This window comes from Paenibacillus endophyticus (genome assembly GCF_014192395.1).
Classification (GTDB): Bacteria; Bacillota; Bacilli; order Paenibacillales; family Paenibacillaceae; genus Pristimantibacillus; species Pristimantibacillus endophyticus.
Window position 1 is genome coordinate 103,152 of the sequence record NZ_JACHXW010000002.1, and the last position, 19,245, is coordinate 122,396.

Annotated in this window: 16 protein-coding genes; 2 read left to right on the top strand and 14 right to left on the bottom strand. The window is 46.9% G+C overall.

The window, feature by feature from the left end; all coding sequences use genetic code 11:
* Positions 1 to 132 precede the first annotated feature (132 nt).
* The 6 genes from FHS16_RS03105 to FHS16_RS03130 form a co-directional block, all read right to left on the bottom strand.
* On the bottom strand, positions 133 to 1,419 hold the full coding sequence (locus tag FHS16_RS03105; protein ID WP_183558781.1) for an amidohydrolase family protein: 1,287 nt from the start codon (positions 1,417 to 1,419) through the stop codon (positions 133 to 135).
* Positions 1,420 to 1,489: 70 nt separating this feature from the next.
* On the bottom strand, positions 1,490 to 2,827 hold the full coding sequence (locus FHS16_RS03110; protein ID WP_183558785.1) for an ABC transporter substrate-binding protein: 1,338 nt from the start codon (positions 2,825 to 2,827) through the stop codon (positions 1,490 to 1,492).
* A gap of 125 nt (positions 2,828 to 2,952) precedes the next feature.
* A complete protein-coding gene (locus tag FHS16_RS03115) occupies positions 2,953 to 3,777 on the bottom strand; it encodes a carbohydrate ABC transporter permease (protein ID WP_183558788.1) in 825 nt (274 codons plus the stop codon).
* 15 nt (positions 3,778 to 3,792) lie between these two features.
* Complete coding sequence (locus FHS16_RS03120) at positions 3,793 to 4,665, bottom strand: carbohydrate ABC transporter permease (RefSeq protein ID WP_183558791.1); 873 nt, start codon at positions 4,663 to 4,665, stop codon at positions 3,793 to 3,795.
* A gap of 18 nt (positions 4,666 to 4,683) precedes the next feature.
* Positions 4,684 to 5,688: a LacI family DNA-binding transcriptional regulator gene (locus tag FHS16_RS03125; protein ID WP_183558794.1), complete on the bottom strand. Its 1,005-nt coding sequence runs from the start codon at positions 5,686 to 5,688 to the stop codon at positions 4,684 to 4,686.
* A gap of 297 nt (positions 5,689 to 5,985) precedes the next feature.
* Positions 5,986 to 7,881, bottom strand: a complete 1,896-nt coding sequence (locus tag FHS16_RS03130; RefSeq protein WP_183558797.1) for an ATP-dependent protease PrkA — start codon at positions 7,879 to 7,881, stop codon at positions 5,986 to 5,988.
* Between the two features lie 241 nt (positions 7,882 to 8,122).
* Between FHS16_RS03130 and FHS16_RS03135 the strand changes: the two genes are divergently transcribed.
* Positions 8,123 to 8,848, top strand: coding sequence for a DUF2161 family putative PD-(D/E)XK-type phosphodiesterase (locus FHS16_RS03135; RefSeq protein WP_183558800.1), 726 nt, complete (start codon positions 8,123 to 8,125; stop codon positions 8,846 to 8,848).
* Here FHS16_RS03135 and FHS16_RS03140 read toward each other — a convergent pair.
* The 3 genes from FHS16_RS03140 to trmL all read right to left on the bottom strand — a co-directional run bounded on the left by FHS16_RS03140 (position 8,832) and on the right by trmL (position 11,311).
* The gene (locus FHS16_RS03140; protein WP_183558804.1) at positions 8,832 to 10,028 is read right to left on the bottom strand and encodes an aminotransferase-like domain-containing protein; all 1,197 of its coding nucleotides are present in this window, start codon (positions 10,026 to 10,028) and stop codon (positions 8,832 to 8,834) included. The genes FHS16_RS03135 and FHS16_RS03140 overlap by 17 nt on opposite strands.
* Before the next feature lie 393 nt (positions 10,029 to 10,421).
* Positions 10,422 to 10,670 carry an AbrB/MazE/SpoVT family DNA-binding domain-containing protein gene (locus tag FHS16_RS03145; protein ID WP_183558806.1) on the bottom strand — a complete coding sequence of 83 codons (249 nt, stop codon included), beginning with the start codon at positions 10,668 to 10,670 and terminating at the stop codon, positions 10,422 to 10,424.
* A 176-nt stretch (positions 10,671 to 10,846) separates the two neighbouring features.
* Positions 10,847 to 11,311: a tRNA (uridine(34)/cytosine(34)/5-carboxymethylaminomethyluridine(34)-2'-O)-methyltransferase TrmL gene (gene trmL, locus FHS16_RS03150; protein ID WP_183558808.1), complete on the bottom strand. Its 465-nt coding sequence runs from the start codon at positions 11,309 to 11,311 to the stop codon at positions 10,847 to 10,849.
* A 150-nt stretch (positions 11,312 to 11,461) separates the two neighbouring features.
* On the opposite strand from trmL, the gene FHS16_RS03155 reads away from it, so the two are divergent.
* Positions 11,462 to 12,184, top strand: coding sequence for a response regulator (locus FHS16_RS03155; protein ID WP_183558810.1), 723 nt, complete (start codon positions 11,462 to 11,464; stop codon positions 12,182 to 12,184).
* A gap of 100 nt (positions 12,185 to 12,284) precedes the next feature.
* On the opposite strand, the gene serC is transcribed toward FHS16_RS03155, so the two are convergent.
* The 5 genes from serC to FHS16_RS03180 all read right to left on the bottom strand — a co-directional run bounded on the left by serC (position 12,285) and on the right by FHS16_RS03180 (position 19,243).
* Positions 12,285 to 13,370 (bottom strand): 3-phosphoserine/phosphohydroxythreonine transaminase, encoded by a 1,086-nt coding sequence (serC, locus tag FHS16_RS03160; protein WP_183558812.1) that lies wholly within the window; start codon positions 13,368 to 13,370, stop codon positions 12,285 to 12,287.
* Between the two features lie 216 nt (positions 13,371 to 13,586).
* Positions 13,587 to 15,011, bottom strand: coding sequence for a type I glutamate--ammonia ligase (glnA, locus tag FHS16_RS03165; protein WP_183558814.1), 1,425 nt, complete (start codon positions 15,009 to 15,011; stop codon positions 13,587 to 13,589).
* A 335-nt stretch (positions 15,012 to 15,346) separates the two neighbouring features.
* A complete protein-coding gene (gene aroF, locus FHS16_RS03170) occupies positions 15,347 to 16,408 on the bottom strand; it encodes a 3-deoxy-7-phosphoheptulonate synthase (RefSeq protein WP_183558816.1) in 1,062 nt (353 codons plus the stop codon).
* Positions 16,409 to 16,698: 290 nt separating this feature from the next.
* Complete coding sequence (locus FHS16_RS03175) at positions 16,699 to 17,685, bottom strand: 4-hydroxy-3-methylbut-2-enyl diphosphate reductase (RefSeq protein ID WP_183558818.1); 987 nt, start codon at positions 17,683 to 17,685, stop codon at positions 16,699 to 16,701.
* A gap of 40 nt (positions 17,686 to 17,725) precedes the next feature.
* Complete coding sequence (locus FHS16_RS03180; RefSeq protein ID WP_183558820.1) at positions 17,726 to 19,243, bottom strand: sensor histidine kinase; 1,518 nt, start codon at positions 19,241 to 19,243, stop codon at positions 17,726 to 17,728.
* Positions 19,244 to 19,245: the final 2 nt, after the last annotated feature.

Consider the following 19,245-nt stretch of genomic DNA (forward strand, 5'->3'; position numbering starts at 1 on the left):
CACGTACTTCCTTTTCATTTAAATTAATCGAGTTTTTTAAACCCCTAAACAGCTTGAATAGGCTCTGTGCCGATTGCTCCTTGTGCTAAGCGCCATACTTCGGCAATCGCGTTGAATTATTCATCATCACCTCTATTTCCTGTTTGCTTCGGGTGAATTTTGATCAAGGTCCAATTGATATAGATCAATGAGGTTATCACGAAACACACGGTCTGCAAAAAGGAGGGCTTCATCCTCGTCAAGCTCCTTTGCCTCCACTTTTTCCTTCAATACGTCGGACACGATTCGTTTTGCCAGCTTGAGATGAGCATAGGTTCCTTCAATATAATTGTAATCGCCGCCGAAAGCCGTTATTTTGGACATCGGCACCATCTCGATCATTTGATGGAGAATTCTTTTGCCTGCCGAAGGCGACATGATGTATACCCAAGTAAAATCACTGTAAACATTCGGATAATTTTTTACTATTGATAGATAAGAATCGTGGTAAGGGAAGCCGCAATGCAGCAGCACAAACTTCGCATCCCGGTACTCCGCAAGCAGCGGAAGCAGCAGCGTAACATTCGAATTTGTAATCATATTGCCGTTAGCAGAAACGCTGGGCTCATGATGTCCGGTATGAATTTGGATCGGTAAATTATAAGCAATCGATCGTTGAATAATGAAATGAATCAAATAATCCTGCAGCGGCTGCGATTCTTTCTGCGAAATGCCCTCATCTAGGGTACAAGCCAATAAACGATTGAACACGAGCTCCGCATCGCGCAGCGTTGGCTTCTCGCTAGCAAGCGTCCGCCAATAAGCATGTCCCAGCTTCGTTGCTACCATGCCCTCGAGTAAATATCTATTCAATAAGCAGTCCACAGCGCCAAGGTATTCCTGCAGCGTATGAACTGTAGTTTTCGCTTGTCTCTCCACATCCTGTATGCTTTGTAAATTTCGCAGTTTAAAAGCGAAATCCATAAACATAATCGGACGGAACAAATCATAATCCAGCTTAGTCGTCTGAATTAACGTGAATGCAAGATCAATCTTCGATTTATCAACTAATACTTCCTTATACCAATTCGGATTTTGCGAGGCGGCAATGACCTTTTCGTTCACATTCATAATTCCGTTTACCGACCAATCGCGAAAACTATACAAATCCTCCATTGCCGTCCGAAACATGCGGGCATAAGTCGTATTTTTCGTTCGTTCCCAATAGGTTAGAAATTGTGCGGCCTTCTCTTCATTTTGAAGCATGCTGCTCCTGCCCAATATACCTTGCTGCATGCCAGCAGAGCTCAGATCGGAATCCAAATAATGCATGAGTGCAAAAAAATCATGATTTTCACGTTTACGTATTTGTGGAGTGGCAAGATGTTCATGTCCGTCAATAATTCGAAGCTGATCGATATAGTCGTGTATGCTGTCCATGGCTCTGTATGCTCCTTCCAAAAGCGGGCGGCTGCTTATCCATTACAAGCAACCGCCGCTCTTTGTTGTCTTATTCCACGTCTATTTCAGGAAACGTATTTTTTACATCCTTTTTAAAGTCAGCGGCAACATCTTCAAAGCTTTTATTATTCGTAATGCCGTCGCCTGCCGCTTTTCTCCACTTGCTTAAAATTTCTTCACCGTATTTATCCGCTTTGTTCGCCGGAATTTGTTTCACAGTCTCGTAGTAGGGCTTCAGAATATTTTGATCTCCAAATATTGTGGATTTAAAACGATCCAGATTAGTCTCATATACTTTACCGTTACCAGGCATATTCCCCGTTTTCTCCAAGTTATGCTGCTGCCACTCTTCGCCGGCAATGAATTTTATGAATTCATACGCAAGTTCTTTTTTATCGGATTTCTCATAAATACCACGATAAGTACCGCCTACGTAAAAGCCTTCGGGTGTACGCGCAACCCCGTATTTCCCCTCTGCCTTGCCGTCCTTATTGTCGATCATAAAACCTGCCCAAGCCGGCATCGAAGTGAGGACCACGCTGCCGTCATTTAACGCATTGCCCCAGCCTGCTGACATGAATGGGAGCTTTGCGTCAACGTTGCTCGTTCTTATTTTCTTTTGTGTCTCAAACACTTCTTGCCATTTCGTATCGATGTTTAGCTTTCCGTCGTTGACCCATGGTGCAGTATTGTAACTTTCGATATCGAACAGATCGCCTGCATTTGCAATTAAATGAACCTTACCGCCGCTTTCTGCCTCAACCTTTGTGCCTACCTCGATCACTTTGTCCCATGAATCAACCATTAAGCTGATTTCCTCTGGATCATCCGTGCCGAGATATTTCTTAGCATTCTCTTTCAAGTACCAGAACCCCCCTGGCGAGGAATGGTCTGACACTGCCCGGAGCGTATCATCTGATGCGCGGCCCAGCTCTTGCACGTAAGGAATGTAGTCCTTAACTAGCTCATCGCCACCCATTGCGGACAAATCGGCCAAAAATTTAGAATCCATAAACTTCCCGATATAGCCTCTCTCCAAATCAAAAATATCCGGAACGTCTTTGCCCGATTGCAGCGCAGACATCAGCTTTGTCTGGTACTGGTCTCCTGGGAACATCTTTACATCGATTTTAACGCCGGGATGCTTCGCGCTAAATTGCGCAGCCATATCATTTACTTGATCGAAGAACGTCCATATGACGAGTTCTCCCGCTAGCTCAGCGGGTTCGGCTGTACTGCCCGTTTCCGTTTCATTCGCCGTATTCCCAGTCGTGCCGTTATTCCCGCTATTCGCGTTATTGGTTTTGTTATTCCCTCCACAGGCAGCAAGAAGTGCGGACAGCATGATGACTGACAAAACCAAGGTAAACCATTTCTTTGTTTTCATCGTGATTCTCCCCTTATAAATCGTTTATGAATGGCTGTGTGTATGATCCTCATGAACTTGGACGATATAACCATACTGTTCATTCTGCTGCTTTAGTTGGCATTCCCCCTCTCCATACGTAGCAATTACCCTTTTACCGCTCCTGCAGCTACACCACTGATGATGCGCTTGGACATAAAAGAGAAAAATATGAGAATCGGTACGACTGAAATGACGATTCCAACGTACTGCGCGCCGAAGTCGGAGGAAAACTGTGATTTTACGCTGGCGATCATAACAGGCAAAGTCTGCTTGTCATTATCGAACAGTACAATCAGCGGTGTCAGGAAATCATTCCATTTCCCAATAAAAGCAAAAATACCAAGCGTAGCGATAGCCGGGCTCATCATCGGCAGCACGATCCGGTTAAACAGTTGAATTTCGCCATAGCCATCCATTCGAGCAGACTCGATAACCTCCATAGGCACCGAGGAATCCGCAAACTGCCGCATCAGGAAAATACCGAAGGCATTGCTGATGGCTGGAAGGATAAGCGGCCAATACGTATCCAGCATGTGAAAGGTTTCCATCAGCCTGTAGAAGCCAATAATACCGAGTTGTCCCGGAATCATCATCGTGCCAAGCACGAACAAAAACAGTACATTTTTGAAACGGAAGTGATATTTCGAGAATCCATAGCCCGCTAATGCCGCAAAATAAACATTAAGTACTGTAGCGGTTACGGTAATAAAAGTCGTGTTGATAAACCCCCGCCAAATGTTAACGGTTCCAATCAATCGATTGTAATTTTCAAAAAATTGATCACCGGGCAGAAGCAGCAACTTTCTCGCAATATCGGAATTGGTATGAGTCGACGTAATAAACATGCTATAGAAAGGGACGAGACACATGAGCGCTACGACGATTAAAAAGCAGTAGATGATTATTTTCGAGAAATTTTGCTTATGCATGTAAGTGCTCGCCTCCTATTCTTTCTTCATCGTCAATCGTGCGGTAAACGCTGTAAATATCATGACGACAATGAATATGCCGTAAGCGACTGCGGCGCCGTAGCTGTAATCGAATGTTTTGAATGCCGTTTGATACAGATACATGACCATTGTTCTCGTTGTATTGCCTGGTCCGTCACCCAGCATCAGCGCCGAATCGAATAATTGAAGGCCGCCGATAACCGATGTGATGAAAGTAAATAGAAACACTGGACGCAGCATGGGAAGCGTAATGCGCGTAATGGTCTGCCACTTGGTAGCTCCGTCCACCTCCGCCGCTTCAAACACCTCATTCGGTACTGACTGAAGGCCGGCGATAAACACGATCATATTAAAGCCGAAATACTGCCAGCATATAACGGTAGCGACGATGATCCGTGACCACATCGGGCTGTTGAACCAATTTATCGGATCCTCGACCATGCCGATGCTCATCAATATTTTATTAACCGTTCCCGTTTGCCAATCGAACATCAGGAAAAATAAAACAGCCAACGTAACCGGCGTGACAATATGAGGGAAAAAGTAAATCGCCCGAAAAAAATGCTTCCCGCGAATAAATTTTTCATTGAGAATAAGCGCCAGCACGAGTGCAAGCACCAGCTGCGGGATAATTGACATGATCCAAATGATTAGCGTATTGCCTATGGTCTGGTAGAAGAAGCTGTCATGCAGCAGCCGGCTGTAATTCGCAAATCCGACGTATACGGGGTCCGAGAATCCGTCCCATTTCATAAAGCTTAAATAAAGCGTATATAAAATCGGGATTAGACCGAAAATCCCGAAGCTTATAAAAAACGGCGCTATAAATAGATAGCCGTAATGAGATTTGTTTAGCTTTGCGTTCATCTGTATTCCTCCTTCTGGTTAAACATTAGTGCAGGAATCGCGAACAATTAGTTTCGGTCTCAACAAATGATGACGATACAAGTCTTCGTCCTCATCACCGTCAATTTTTTGAAAAAGCCCCGCTGCCGCTTTAATGCCAATATCCAGAAAAGGCTGGCGGACGGTCGTTAACGACGGGTATGCCCACTCGGAAATGGAAATATCATCGTAGCCTACAATGGATATCTGCTTGGGAACGCTATAGCCTTGCTCTTGTACAGCTCGCAATGCCCCAATCGCCGTTTCATCATTCGATGCCACTACGGCGGTGAATCCCTTTGCTTGGAGTAATTGTTTCATTGCTTCATAACCGCCTTGATTGCTCCAGTCGGACTTCACAATCCACTCCGGCCGATATACAAGACCAAGCGCTTCCATCGCTTGCACATAGCCTTTATAACGATACTTATTCGCCGCTGCGTTGTCGGGTCCGGCAATATATGCGATATCGCGGTGCCCCAATCCGTTCAAATACTGAATAATATCCACAATACCCGCGGCATTGTCGACATCTACGGAGAATAGACCTTCGAGCTCTCCATGATCGCCAACTAGCGAGATGGGGTACGTGGACTCTCTAATTTTAATAAGGTCGCTTTCCTCTCGCTTTTGGAAGCTCACCAAGATTACGCCGTCTACCTGCCCCTCGTACAGCAGCTCCAAAAATGAAATTTCATCCTCAAAGTTAGATGTCCAGCTTAAGAAAATGCAATTATACCCTTTATCTTTCGCTACCTTTTCTATCCCGCGAATAATGCCGGAATAGAAAATATTCGTAATGTTATCAACAACAACTGCGATCACATTCGTTTTATTAAGAACGAGTCGGCGCGCATTTACATTGCGGTGATAATTAAGCTCGATAATCGCTTTTTCGATTGCTTCTTCCGTATTCTTCTTCACCTTAAGCCCGTTCAAATACCTAGACACGGTGCTCTTCGATGTATTTGCAACTCTTGCAACATCATGAATTGTCGACCCCACATTCATCCCTCTTTCCGAGTAGCATTTTCCTAGCCTACATTTTCCATCCCATTATTTTTTGGGAACGTTCCCATTTTATAATAAAAAATATATTTTTGATTACTAATGGATGGTTACACGTTTGAACACTGGTTCTCGTTTTCATTTTTGGGAACGTTCCCATTTCGTTTTAAAAAAATGTAAATGCAACATATTTATTAATATAAGCGCTTTCACTTCCTCTGTCAACATTTTTATTGCTCCTGTCAGGTAGAAAAGGCGAATGCAGCTTGCTGCATTCGCCCTTTTCCATTGCCTTTACCGGTTAAGTAAGCTTCCCACGTAACGCAGCAATTCATTCGAGCATACCGGGCAGTAGCCATGCTCATCCATCAACCGTTTCGTCACTTCATTTATCCGTTTCAGTTGGCTCTCATCCGGCGTTTTTGTGGATGTTGTAATTTTGACGATGTCCTTCAGATCGGCGAACAGTTTCTTTTCTACCGCTTCGCGAAGACGCTCATGGCTAGTGAAATCGAATTTTTTGCCTTTCCGCGAGTAGGAGGAGATCCGAATCAATATTTCTTCACGGAACGCCTTTTTTGCATTCTCCGAAACACCGATCTGTTCTTCTATTGAACGCATCAGCCGCTCGTCTGGATCCATTTCCTCACCGGTGAGCGGGTCCTTGATTTTGGCCCAATTGCAATACGACTCTATGTTGTCGAGGTAATTCTCGAACAAGGTGCGGGCCGACTCCTCATAGGAGTAGACGAAAGCTTTCTGAATTTCCTTCTTCGCAAGAAGATCATATTCCTTGCGCGCAACCGAGATGAAATTTAAGTACCGCTCGCGTTCCTCCTTCGTGATAGAAGGATGACTGTCCAGCCCTTCCTTGAGAGCACGCAATACGTCAAGCGCATTTATGCATTGTGTATCTTGCTTGATCAGCGCGCTGGATATCCGGTTGATGACGTAACGCGGATCGATGCCGGTCATGCCTTCTTCCAAATACTCGTTTTGCATTTCCTTCAAATCGGCTTCCTTGAAGCCTTCGACTTCCTCGCCGTCGTACATCCGCATTTTTTTGACCAAATCCATGCCTTGCTTCTTCGTTTCCTTAAGCCTCGTCAGGATGGAGAAGATCGCGGCTGAACGGAGCGCATGCGGTGCAATATGGATATGGCGCATATCGCTTTGGGCGATCAGCTTTTTGTAAATTTTCTCTTCGTCCGATACTTTTAGGTTGTAAGGAACCGGCATGACGATCATTCTGGAGTGGAGCGCCTCGTTTTTCTTGTTGCTGATAAACGATTTGTACTCGGATTCATTCGTATGCGCAATGATCAGTTCGTCGGCGCTAATCAGCGCGAAACGACCAGCCTTGAAGTTGCCCTCCTGCGTCAAGGAAAGCAAGTTCCATAGAAACTTTTCGTCGCATTTAAGCATCTCTTGAAATTCCATTAAGCCGCGATTGGCTTTGTTAAGCTCCCCGTCGAAACGGTAGGCGCGCGGATCGGATTCGGAGCCGAACTCCGTAATCGTTGAGAAATCGATGCTTCCCGTAAGATCGGCTATATCTTGCGACTTAGGATCGGACGGACTGAACGTGCCGATTCCGACGCGGTTATCCTCCGAGATGAACACGCGCTCAACAAACACGTTCTCGATATCGCCGCTATACTCCGTCTGAAGCCTCATTTGGCAGGACGGGCATAGATTGCCTTCGATTCGTACGCCAAGCTCCTTCTCGATATCTAAGCGAAGCTCATGTGGAATGAGATGCAGCGGATCCTCATGCATCGGGCAGCCTTTAATGGCATACACAGCTCCGCGTTCTGTTCTGGAGAAGCGCTCAAGACCTTTTTTGAGCATGGTAACAATCGTTGACTTGCCGCCGCTGACGGGACCCATTAGAAGCAGTATCCGTTTGCGCACCTCAAGCCTGCGAGCCGATGAGTGGAAATATTCCTCAACCAGCTTCTCAATCGCACGATCCAGCCCAAAAATTTCCTGATCGAAAAACTTATACTGCTTATTCCCCCCGACATCTTCCACCCCATGGGATTCAATCATTTCATAAACGCGTGAATGTGCAGTCATGGCTGGGGACGGGTCCTTCCTCAACAATTCAATATACTCCTTGAATGTTCCTGTCCATGCAAGCTTCTCGCTCTCAGCCTGATACTCCGATATTCGCTTAAAAATGTCCATACCGTGCCTCCTCCCATCGCTTCCGCATTCCACTTATCATTCTACGCCCGGGATTTGTCTCTAGACGCTCTATTCCGTGGTGCCAACTTTTATTGAGATATAACAATCCTATGCTTATTCGGCTGGATAATTGCACACTATTTTTGTCCATCATCCATCAAAAACCGACAAGCTGGCTGCTTCCTTTGTTATAATGAAGACAGATGAAAGGATCGAAACAACTAGAGAGGAGAAAGTGAAAGTGGCTGTTGCACGCGAGGAAGAGCTGTACACCCCTATAAAAAAGCACTATGAGCAGCTTGGCTTTATCGTAAAAAGCGAGGTGCTGCACTGCGATTTGGTCGCAATCCATCCCGAGCTGGATGAAACGATAATTGTCGAAATGAAAAAAACGTTCAATCTCGCCTTGCTGCTGCAAGGGATTGAACGTCTTCGCTTGAATAGCCATGTCGTGCTCGCCATTGAACGGAACAGAAAAAAAAGCGGTGCCCATAATCAGCGCTTCGGCGATTTGACTGAGCTTTGCCGAATGCTTGGCCTTGGATTAATGACAGTAACTTTCTATAAAACGAAGCCGCCAGTCATCGAGCTGCTCTGCCAGCCGGGAGACGCGCCTCAGCGAGGCATCAGGCGCAGGAAGCAAGCTCAGCTTCTGACGGAGTTTAAAGAACGCAGCGGCGATTATAACGTAGGCGGAAGCACGGGCCGCAAGCTTGTGACTGCTTACCGAGAGAAGGCGCTAAGGTGTGCTTACGCCCTCCAGCAAGCGGGACCTCTTGCTCCGCGCCAGGTTGCCGCCATAACAGGGTATAGCCAAAGCGGGCAAACACTGCGGAACAATTATTACGGCTGGTTTGACCGTGTCGGCCGAGGCAAATACAGCCTGCGCCCGGAGGGTGCGGCTGCATTAACCGAATATGGCGAAGTTATAGCCGAATGGGCTGCACAGGTCAGCTCCGCGCCGTAAATTCACTAATTGCATCTACAAAACGATCAACGCCAAGCTCCGTGCGCGCGCCTGAATTATACGTATAATTCAATCTAGCGGTATTGCGCTGCGGATTGTTTCCATAGAACGAGCTGCCTGGCACAAAAGCAACCCCTTTCTGCACCGCGCAGCGAAGAAGCGCTTCTGCATCAAGGCCATCCGGCAGCTCGAGCCACAAGAACATCCCGCCCTTTGGCTTAACCCACGAAATATCCTTCAGGTTCTGGCGCATCAAGAGCTCGTGCATCTCCAGCATCCGCGCGCCGTAGGAATCCGAGATCAGTCGGATATGGGCATCAAGATCAAATCCACTGAGCAGCTGGCTTAATATTTGCTGGTCGATTGCGCTCGAATGAAGGTCCGCAGCCTGCTTCGCTTTGGCTACCATCCCGATCACGCTGCTGTCGCCCATAGCCCAGCCCGAACGCAAAGCAGGCGCAACCGTCTTGGAGAATGTGCTCGTATAAAAAACAGCTCCTCGTTCTGCTTGGCCTTCAAGCGAGAACATTGTTGGGAATTGTTCGCTGTCATCAAATTTAATATCTCCATAAGGATCATCTTCAATGATCGGCATCTCATTTTGTTTGCAGAGCGCAAGCAGCTTCTTCCTGCGCTCCAGGCTCCATACCCTGCCCGTCGGATTGCCGAAGGTCGGCACCGCATATAGCAGCTTAGGACGGTGTTCCTTGATCAGCCGTTCCGCATCCTCGGGAATGATGCCATCCTCATCGCTTTCGGCCGCAATAACGTTAAGCCCATGCAGCGCGAATACTTGCAGGCTGGCCAGATAGGTTGGCTTCTCTACCAAGACCGTATCGCCAGGCTCAGTTAGTACGCCAACAAGCAAGTCAATCGCCTGCTGCGAGCCTGTGGTCAGTATCATCTGCTCCGGATTCACATGCATGTTCTTTACGGCCATTCGCGTACATAGCTGCTCACGCAGCGGCATATAGCCTTCAGTCAAGCCATACTGCAACGCGCCTGTACCTGCCGTAAAAGCACGGTCTGCCGCTTCGCGAATGGCTTGTACCGGAAATAATTCTTCAGCAGGCAAACCGCCTGCGAACGAAATCATGTCCTTGCCTTGCGTCAGCTTCAAAATATCTCTAACCGCTGATGATTTAAGCTGTGATACTCGAGATGAAAATCGATAGTTCATAACAAATGCTCCTCCTCATATGCTGAAACAATAACTGCGCTTATACTCTCTATGTTAACAATGTGTTCACAACTTTTAAAGTTTTCTTTTTAGCCGACGTTGGTTATAATAAAGACAACATACTTGGAGGTGTCCCACAGATGAACTTTATTATCGTCATGACTGTGTTTGCATTGTTCATTACGGCGATGCTTACCAGCTCCTACAACGAAGACAAAACAAAAGGACTATAATCCGGTTTGAAATCGGCATATAGCAAGCGTTCGGCTCCGTATCGCGTGCCTGCGCTTCCTTATGAAGGAAACGCCCTTCACAACAAATGAAGCTTCCCGCACGAGCCTTTTGCTCATACGGGAAGCTTCATTTCGTTCAGGCAGCAGCTCGCAGCGTTAATTAACGCTGTATAACTGCCATTTCCTCCATGCATACTCCGCATACATATCGATCCTTGAAATCACGAACTTCAACCATCGATCCGCAAAATACGCATTTGGGGCGATAACGCTCCAAAATGATATGGTCACCTTGGACGAAAATTTCAACGGGATCGCCCTCGTTCATCAAATAACGTTTACGTAATGATTTTGGAAGTACAATACGTCCGAGTTGGTCCACTTTCCTTACTACACCTGCTGGTTTCATCACTTTCACCTCTTCTGTGTCTGGTTTCGCAAGTCATCTTTGAGAAACCCCTGCGTTATAGTCTTTCGATGGCTCCTCGGCTTTTCCTTCCCATTTTCATAATTTCTTAATATCCTGCAATAAAAACTTTTCTCCAGGCTAATAAATCCCAAAAAATGATAAATAAAGTAACTTTATTAGTCAAGTCCAGGAAAATCAATTTGCCTAAGGGCCTCATACACGATAATTGCTGCTGAATTCGATAAATTAAGCGATCGAACCTTATCTGTCATCGGCATTCGGATACAAGTTTCCATATTCGCATCTATGAGCTCCTGAGGCAAACCTTTTGTTTCCTTGCCGAAAACAAAAAAATCGCCATCCTGATAATCGAATTGTGAATATGGCTTGCTTGCCTTCGTGCTTGCATAGAAAAAACGCCCCTGCGGATTCGCAGACAGCACCTCTTCAAAGGAATCATGGTACTCGATTTGTACAGAATGCCAATAATCGAGTCCCGCCCTCTTCAACGTACGGTCATCCGTATCGAAGCCCAGCGGTCTAACCAAATGCAGTATTGTACCGGTTGCGGCACAGGTACGCGATATATTCCCTGTATTTGCCGGAATTTCCGGTTCTACCAAAACAATATGAAATGGCATGGCTTTCTATCTCACCTCTCATTTTGCCTATTATACACGAAAATGCTAAATATTTTTACACCCACTTTACGTACCGTTAATCTCAAGCATAATTTCCACCCTCATAATAAGAAATAGAATAGGCGGAAACACATGAAGGAGAGCTGAATCATGCGAAAAAAGATACTGGTCGTGGATGACGAGCCATCCATTTCGATGCTGATTGAATTTAATTTAAAGCTGGCAGGCTTTGATGTACGCTGTGTAGGCGACGGTGAAGCAGTCTTTGATATGCTGAAACCATTTCGCCCGGATTTAATCGTGCTAGACCTCATGCTTCCCAAAATGGACGGAATTCAAGTTTGTCGCGAGCTTCGCAAGCAAAGCAATGCCGTACCGATCGTTATGCTAACTGCGCTTCAGGACGTTACCGATAAAATTGCAGGTCTCGATAACGGCGCCGATGATTATATGACTAAGCCATTCAGTCCGCAAGAGCTTGTTTCACGCATTCAAGCCATATTCCGCAGAGTCCAGTCCTTGCCTGGCACGTCGGATGAAACCACCTTTACGATTGGCAGGCTGAAGGTTCTAGTTGAGCAGCGTGAAGTATTCATCGATGGCAAGCCAGTTGAGCTTACGCCAAAAGAGTTCGAGCTGCTCCTGTTTCTTTGCCGGCACAAGGGCAAAGTACTCAGCCGCCAGCAGCTGCTGCACGGCGTGTGGGATTACCACTTCCTTGGCGATACTCGCATCGTTGACGTTCATATTAGCCATCTTCGTGACAAAATCGAGAAAAATGCCCGTACGCCAGAGTACATTATGACCGTTCGCAATGTCGGCTATAAGATGGGCGGCCCTCAGGTTGCCGAGAACTCTGCTCTTCAGGCATAAACATCAGTTAAGCAAATGAAAGCCGCCCTCTCCTGCTTCTTGCAAGGAGAGGGCGGCTTGTTTGTACCCTGCTGATTCATACGCGCAGGGGTTTCGGCAGTTAGCCGTTGCGTTTTTGGAAATCAACCATAAATTGCTGTAGGGCCTGGCAGCTTTCAAGCGGTACAGCGTTATAGGTCGAAGCCCTCAAACCGCCGACATCGCGATGTCCCTTCAAGCCTACAAAACCTTCCTTCTCCGATTCCTTCACGAACAAGCCTTCAAGCTCCTCGTTCTGGATCCGGAACGTAATATTCATAAGCGAACGGCTTTGCGGCTGCGCACACCCGATATAGAAGCCTCCGCTTTGATCAATCGTATCGTAGATAAGCTTTGTTTTGCTCTGGTTAATCTGGTCCAGCTGGGCAACTCCGCCCTTATTCTTGATCCACTCAAGCACGAGATTCATCATGTACACGGAGAAAGACGGCGGCGTATTATAGAGCGAGCCGCTCTTCGCATGCGTGCTGTATCTGAACATTGCAGGAATAGATTTCGAACCATTCTCAACAAGGTCCTTACGGATAATAACAAGCGTAACGCCCGATGGCCCCAAATTTTTCTGAGCGCCAGCATAGATAACGCCGAATTTGCTTACATCAACTGGTTTGCTTAGAATATCACTCGACATATCCGCAATTAGCGGCACATCACCCGTTTCTGGAAACTCCTTGAACTGGGTCCCGCCAATCGTTTCATTCGAAGTAAGATGCAAATAAGATGCATTTCCTGGAATCTCAATCTCAGACAATGTCGGCATACGCATGAATTTGTCGGCTTCCGTCGATGCGGACACAACCGTTTCTCCGACAAGCTTCGCTTCCTTCAGCGCTTTATCTGCCCAAGCACCCGTCATGACATACGCGCCTGGCTTGCCAGGCTGCAGAAGATTCATAGGAAGCAAGGCAAATTGCGTGCTTGCGCCGCCTTGCAGAAGCAGTACGTCGTAATTTTCAGGTATTCCGAACAATTCGCGTAGCAAGGACTGCGATTTATCGTTTACCGCTTCATACATTTTACTGCGGTGAGACATTTCCATTATGGACATGCCCGCGCCTTGATAATCTACAAATTGTTCCTGTGCCTGCTTCAGCACCTCGAGTGGAATTGCGGCTGGTCCTGCATTGAAATTAAATGCTCGTGTCATCTTCGGATACCCACCTCTATAGTTTCTTTATGATATGGTTATGATAGCAATTTTGGAGGCCTTCATCAAGTATATTCCGCATATAAAAATAACTAAAAGTCGAACGTATGTCGAATTACCGACAATGAACATTCGGTTTTCATTTACATTTCACTCATAATCCATAAAAAAACGGGTCCCAGAAGGACCCGTTTCTTATATTTCTTAGCGATTGGATTAGCAATCGTAGTAAAGGCTGAACTCATGCGGATGAATGCGGATTGCAACAGCTTTTGCTTCTTGGCGTTTGATTGCTACATAGTTCTCGATAAATTCTTTCGTGAACACGCCGCTTTCTGTCAAGAAATCAGAATCAGCTTCAAGAGCGCTAAGCGCTTCGTCAAGCGTTCCAGGAACGCTGCGAATTTCTTTTTTCTCTTCTTCTGGCAATTCGTAAATGTTTTTGTCGAATGGACCGTAGCCAAGAGCTACTGGATCAAGCTTGCGCTTGATGCCGTCAAGGCCTGCAAGCAGCATAGCTGCGAATGCAAGATACGGGTTAGCTGTGTTATCCGGTGTACGGAACTCGATACGACAGCCTTTTGGCGTTACAGCTGCAATCGGAATACGGATTGCTGCGGAACGGTTGCCTTTCGAGAATACAAGGTTAACTGGCGCTTCGTAACCAGGTACAAGGCGTTTGAACGAGTTCGTGCTTGGGTTAGTGATTGCGATCAAAGCTGGAGCGTGGTAAAGCACGCCGCCGATGTAGTGCATAGCAAGCTCACTAAGGTTTGCATACGCGCCTTTGTCGTAGAACATTGGCTCGTCGCCGTTGAAGATAGAAGTATGAACGTGCATACCGCTACCGTTGTCACCGAAAAGCGGCTTCGGCATGAAAGTAGCCGTTTTGCCGTATTGGCGAGCTGTATTGTGAATGATATATTTGAATTTCATCAGGTTGTCAGCTGTTTTTGTAAGGGTATCGAAACGGAAGTTAATTTCCGCTTGACCAGCTGTAGCAACTTCATGGTGATGACGCTCAACGCGAAGACCCGACTCTTGCAATAGGCGAACCATTTCGCTGCGGATATCTTGTTGGGAATCAACTGGCGCTACAGGAACGTAGCCGCCTTTTACTGGAATTTTGGAACCTAGGTTGCCGCCTTCTTCTTTGCGGTTCGTGTTCCAGCCAGCTTCTTCGGATTCAACCATATAAGAGGAAGAATTCATTGAGCTTTCGTAGCGAACTTCGTCGAAGATGAAGAATTCAGGCTCTGGCGCGAAAAATGCTGTCGTACCAATGCCAGTTGTTTGAAGATACTCTTCAGCCTTTTGAGCGATGCTGCGCGGATCGCGGTCATAGCGGTCGCCTTCAGGTGTATGAATATTACACATAATGTTTAGTGTAGGGTGATCAGTGAAAGGATCGATAAATACGGATTCTGTATCTGGGATCATAACCATATCGGAATTCTCAATACCACGGAAACCGTGAATGGACGAACCGTCAAATGCTACCCCGTTTACGAAAGTATCAGCGTCTACCTCAGCTGCTGGCAGTGTAATGTGGTGAGCATGACCAAGAAGATCCACGAAGCGGAAATCTACAAACTGAATGCTGTTTTCTTTAATATTGTCCAAAACGTTTTGAACTGACATTAATAATTTCCTCCATTTCCGAACATTAGCGTAGTGTTGAACAGGTATTGTTCAATTATTGCTCCAAATCCATGTCGTTATTATAAAACTAGCTCTCAATCTCCGTCAATAGCTATGTAAGGTATTTTTTAAAGCTATGTAAGCTATACTTACAAGTTTGAACAGTTGTTCACAATTCATTCTTAAAGCATCTTGAATTTCGCCCCATCCCTTGAATAGCAAAGGCTGAGAGATAGTAGCAGCGTTTTTTTCACACGGCAGAAATTGCCAACTGCAAACAAAAAAAGCTTTGCTGCCTCCTCGAAGGCGGCAAAGCTTTTTGATTTAACTAAGAATTAGATCTTCCATTCTTTAAAAGCTTCCGCCGGTGCTTTCTCTGTATCGAATTGCTTGCCAACGATTGGTGCAAGCTTCTCCAAATCCTTCAGAAGGTTGGCGAATTGATCCGGGAATAGCGATTGCACGCCGTCTCCAGTCATTGAATTGTCTGGATCTGTATGCATTTCCACGATCAGGCCGTTAGCTCCTGCAGCTACTGATGCTTTGGACATCGGCTCTACCAATTCACGGCGTCCTGTGCCATGGCTCGGATCCGAAATGACCGGCAGATGGCTGAGTGATTGCAGTACCGGAATAGCCGACAGATCGAGTGTATTGCGCGTGTACGTTTCGAACGTTCGGATTCCGCGCTCGCAAAGCATGACGTTTGGATTCCCGCCCGCTAGAATGTATTCCGCTGCGTTGAGGAATTCATCGTACGTGGAGCTGAATCCGCGCTTCAGAAGCACTGGCGTCTGAATCGTTCCAAGCTTGCGCAGCAAATCGAAATTTTGCATGTTGCGCGTACCCACTTGCAGAATGTCGGCGTATTCCGCGCACACGTCTACGTATTCAGGCGTCATAACCTCGGTGATCGTTAGAAGCCCATGCTTCTTCCCTGCTTCCGCCATCATGACTAAACCTTCTACGCCTACGCCTTGGAAGCTGTAAGGCCCTGTACGCGGTTTGAACGCGCCTCCGCGCAATACTTGCCCGCCAGCGGCTTTCACCAGACGAGCGATTTCATCAATTTGCTCAGGTGTTTCAACGGCGCATGGTCCTCCCATAATAACGAGGTTGCTTCCGCCGATTTTCACGCCCTTAATATCGATCACCGTATCGTCCGGATGGAAGTCGCGGCTTGCCAGCTTGTAGGACTTCGAAATTTTGATGACGTTTTCTACGCCTTTCATTTGACGCAAGTGCTCAGCAAGGGTTGGCTCAGCCTGGCCGATGATGCCAATAACGGTACGGTCCGTACCTCTGGACACATGCGCCTGTACGCCCGCTTTTTCAATATGGGCGACGATTTCGGAAATGCGCTCTTCTGCAATGTTTGAATGTGTAATAACGATCATAGGGATCACTCCTGTATTTTAGTGGTTGGGTAAAGCAAGGCCCGCTTCGCGAGCATTGTTTGGCTGGTACGCACATCAAGGGAATAAACAATATGAACAGCGCCACGATCGCTTTACGACTTTTACGCTTCGTAGCTTTTAAGCTTCTACGCTTTTAATCACTAAAGTAAATATACACGAGAATGCTTTAATCGTCAACCCATGCGTTGTAAAAAAGAAGGAAGCCAAACTCACCGCGAGTCATTTCTCCACGATGAGCCTGGCTTCCTTATTCGATTAGGACATGCGGTTTATTCCGGCTTCTCTGCCGTTGCCGTTGCGGACGGCGTAGCTGCGGATTTCACCCTAACGTTAGGCAATAGCTTATTCATATTCACTGTACGGCGAATCTCCCACGTATCCGGATTGTTATGGTCATATTGCTCCAGGTAGGTGATCACCTCTTTCGTCAGCGGAGTCGGCGTAGAAGCCCCCGAGGTAACCGCTACGCGGTCAACGCCTTTAAGCCACTCCTGCTCGATTTCCGACACATCGGAAACGCGATAGGCTTTCACCCCCGCAATTTCTTCCGAAACCTGCGCAAGCCGATTAGAGTTGTTGCTTCTCGGATCACCTACAACGATCGTAAGCTGGGCCTCGCCCGCTTGCTCGGCAACGGCCTCCTGACGGACCTGGGTTGCCATGCAAATCTCGTTATGCACCTCGGCCGTCGGATACTGCTCCAACAGGCGGCTAATAATATGACGGATATCCCATTGCGACATCGTCGTTTGATTCGTTATGAGAATACGGCCCTCCGGCACGTTAAGGGAAGCAATCTCCTCTTCACGCTCAATCAGATGGACCTGCTCCGGCGCAACGCCGATTGCGCCTTCCGGCTCGGGATGCCCCTTCTTGCCGATATAAATAATATGATAGCCTTCGGCTGACTTGTCGCGAATCAAATCATGCGTTCTCGTTACATCGGGACAGGTAGCATCCACGACAGACAAGCCTTTCTCGCGAGCGCGCTGGCGAACCTCGGGGGAAACGCCATGCGCTGTAAATATAACAGTGCCCTTATCGACCTGATCGAGAATATCGAGACGGTTCGCGCCATCGAGCGTGATAACGCCTTCCTGCTCGAATGCATCCGTTACATGCGCATTATGAACGATCATGCCTAATATATAGATGGGCCTTGGCAGCTCTAAATTTTTGACCGTTTGCAAAGCCAGCACCATTGCATCAACGACGCCATAGCAGTAGCCGCGTGGTGATATTCTTACGATTTCCATTCCTTGCACCTGCTTTCTGACCGGATATACGTAACATTTATCATTCCTTTATTTCATCCGTTGCTACTATTATAGACGAATGAGACGTGTCAGAAAAGCTTAATGGAAGCCAAATAATAAACTTCGTACCGAAGCCCTCCCGTGTCGTCACTTCTACAGACCCTTGATGCTCGTCTATAATCCACTTTGCAATCGACAAGCCAAGTCCTGTTCCGACGGTAACGCCTCTGGATACATCTGCCCGGTAGAAGCGGTCGAATATATGCGGAATCTCCTCAGGATTCATGCCGATTCCTGTATCTTGAATGACGAACCCGATTTGCTGCTCATTCCGAACCGCACTTAGCTCTATCGAACCTTCAGGTGTATACTTGAACGCATTCTCAATAAAAATAAACAGCAGCTGCTGCAAATAATTATGATTCGCATTCACGCGGACGCCTACAAGCGCAGAAAGATCGCCGACCTCCCAATTGGCCGTTCGCGGAAGCAGCTGTGCCCTGCGGACAACCTCCTCCGTAAGCGGCATAAGTTCAAGTGGCGTCTTTTCCATCGTGTACCCTGCATCCGCCCTTGCCAGCGCGAGCAGGTCATTCACCAGCGTACTCATTCGGGTCGCTTCGGCAGAAATATCGCTCATCGATTCCTTCGACATTTCCCAGCGATCTAGATCAAGCGGCATCCAGTCCCCGGTATCCGCATTTTGGTTCGTTTCCTTTACCTTCATCCACATCCGCTCCAGAAGCTCAATATTGCCTCTAATCGTCGTTAACGGCGTCCGCAGCTCATGCGAAGCATCGGATACGAACCTTCGCTGTGCCTTATAGGCTTCGTCAAGCTCGTTATAAGCCATCTCAAGCCTTTCGAGCATCACGTTCAGCGTGCTTACCAATCGTCCGATCTCGTCCTTCGGCCCCATTGCCGGAATACGTACGCTTAGATCCGAACCATTCTCAATTTGCTGTGTTGCGCGAATGACCCTCTCTATCGGTCGAAGCGCTTGTCTTGCAATAAATAAACCAACAGTGAACGCAATTAGCACAACAATTAGTGACGAAAAAATAAGCGTCGTACGAACACCGTTCAAAAACTTTTCTTCGTTATAAGGGATTGCCCCAACCTGTAGTAGGCCAACTAACGTCCCATTCTGAAGCAAAGGGCGCTGATGGATCATCATCGTATATTTCTTTTTATTGATTTCCACTTGGATTTTCACAATATCCACTTCAGGATTAGTGGAAGCTTCTGAATAAGGCATCACGACGCCTAATTGCCGCAAGTTAGACGATTGCTTGATTGCTCCCTCGACATAGTTAACGATCTGTATGTACATATCCTTTTCTTCGATACGCGACTGGCGATCTACATTCAAATCGTATTGATCCCAGAAGGTTGTTCCCCCTGTTACCACAATGTTGCGGTCTTGATCTTTCAATTGCTCTTTTAAGTCAGCATACGTATTCCAATTAATAAATAAATATATCGTAATGCCGAACACAAGCAGGGTTACGGCAAGCAAACCTGAATACCATAATGTAAGCCTCAGCCTAATAGACATAT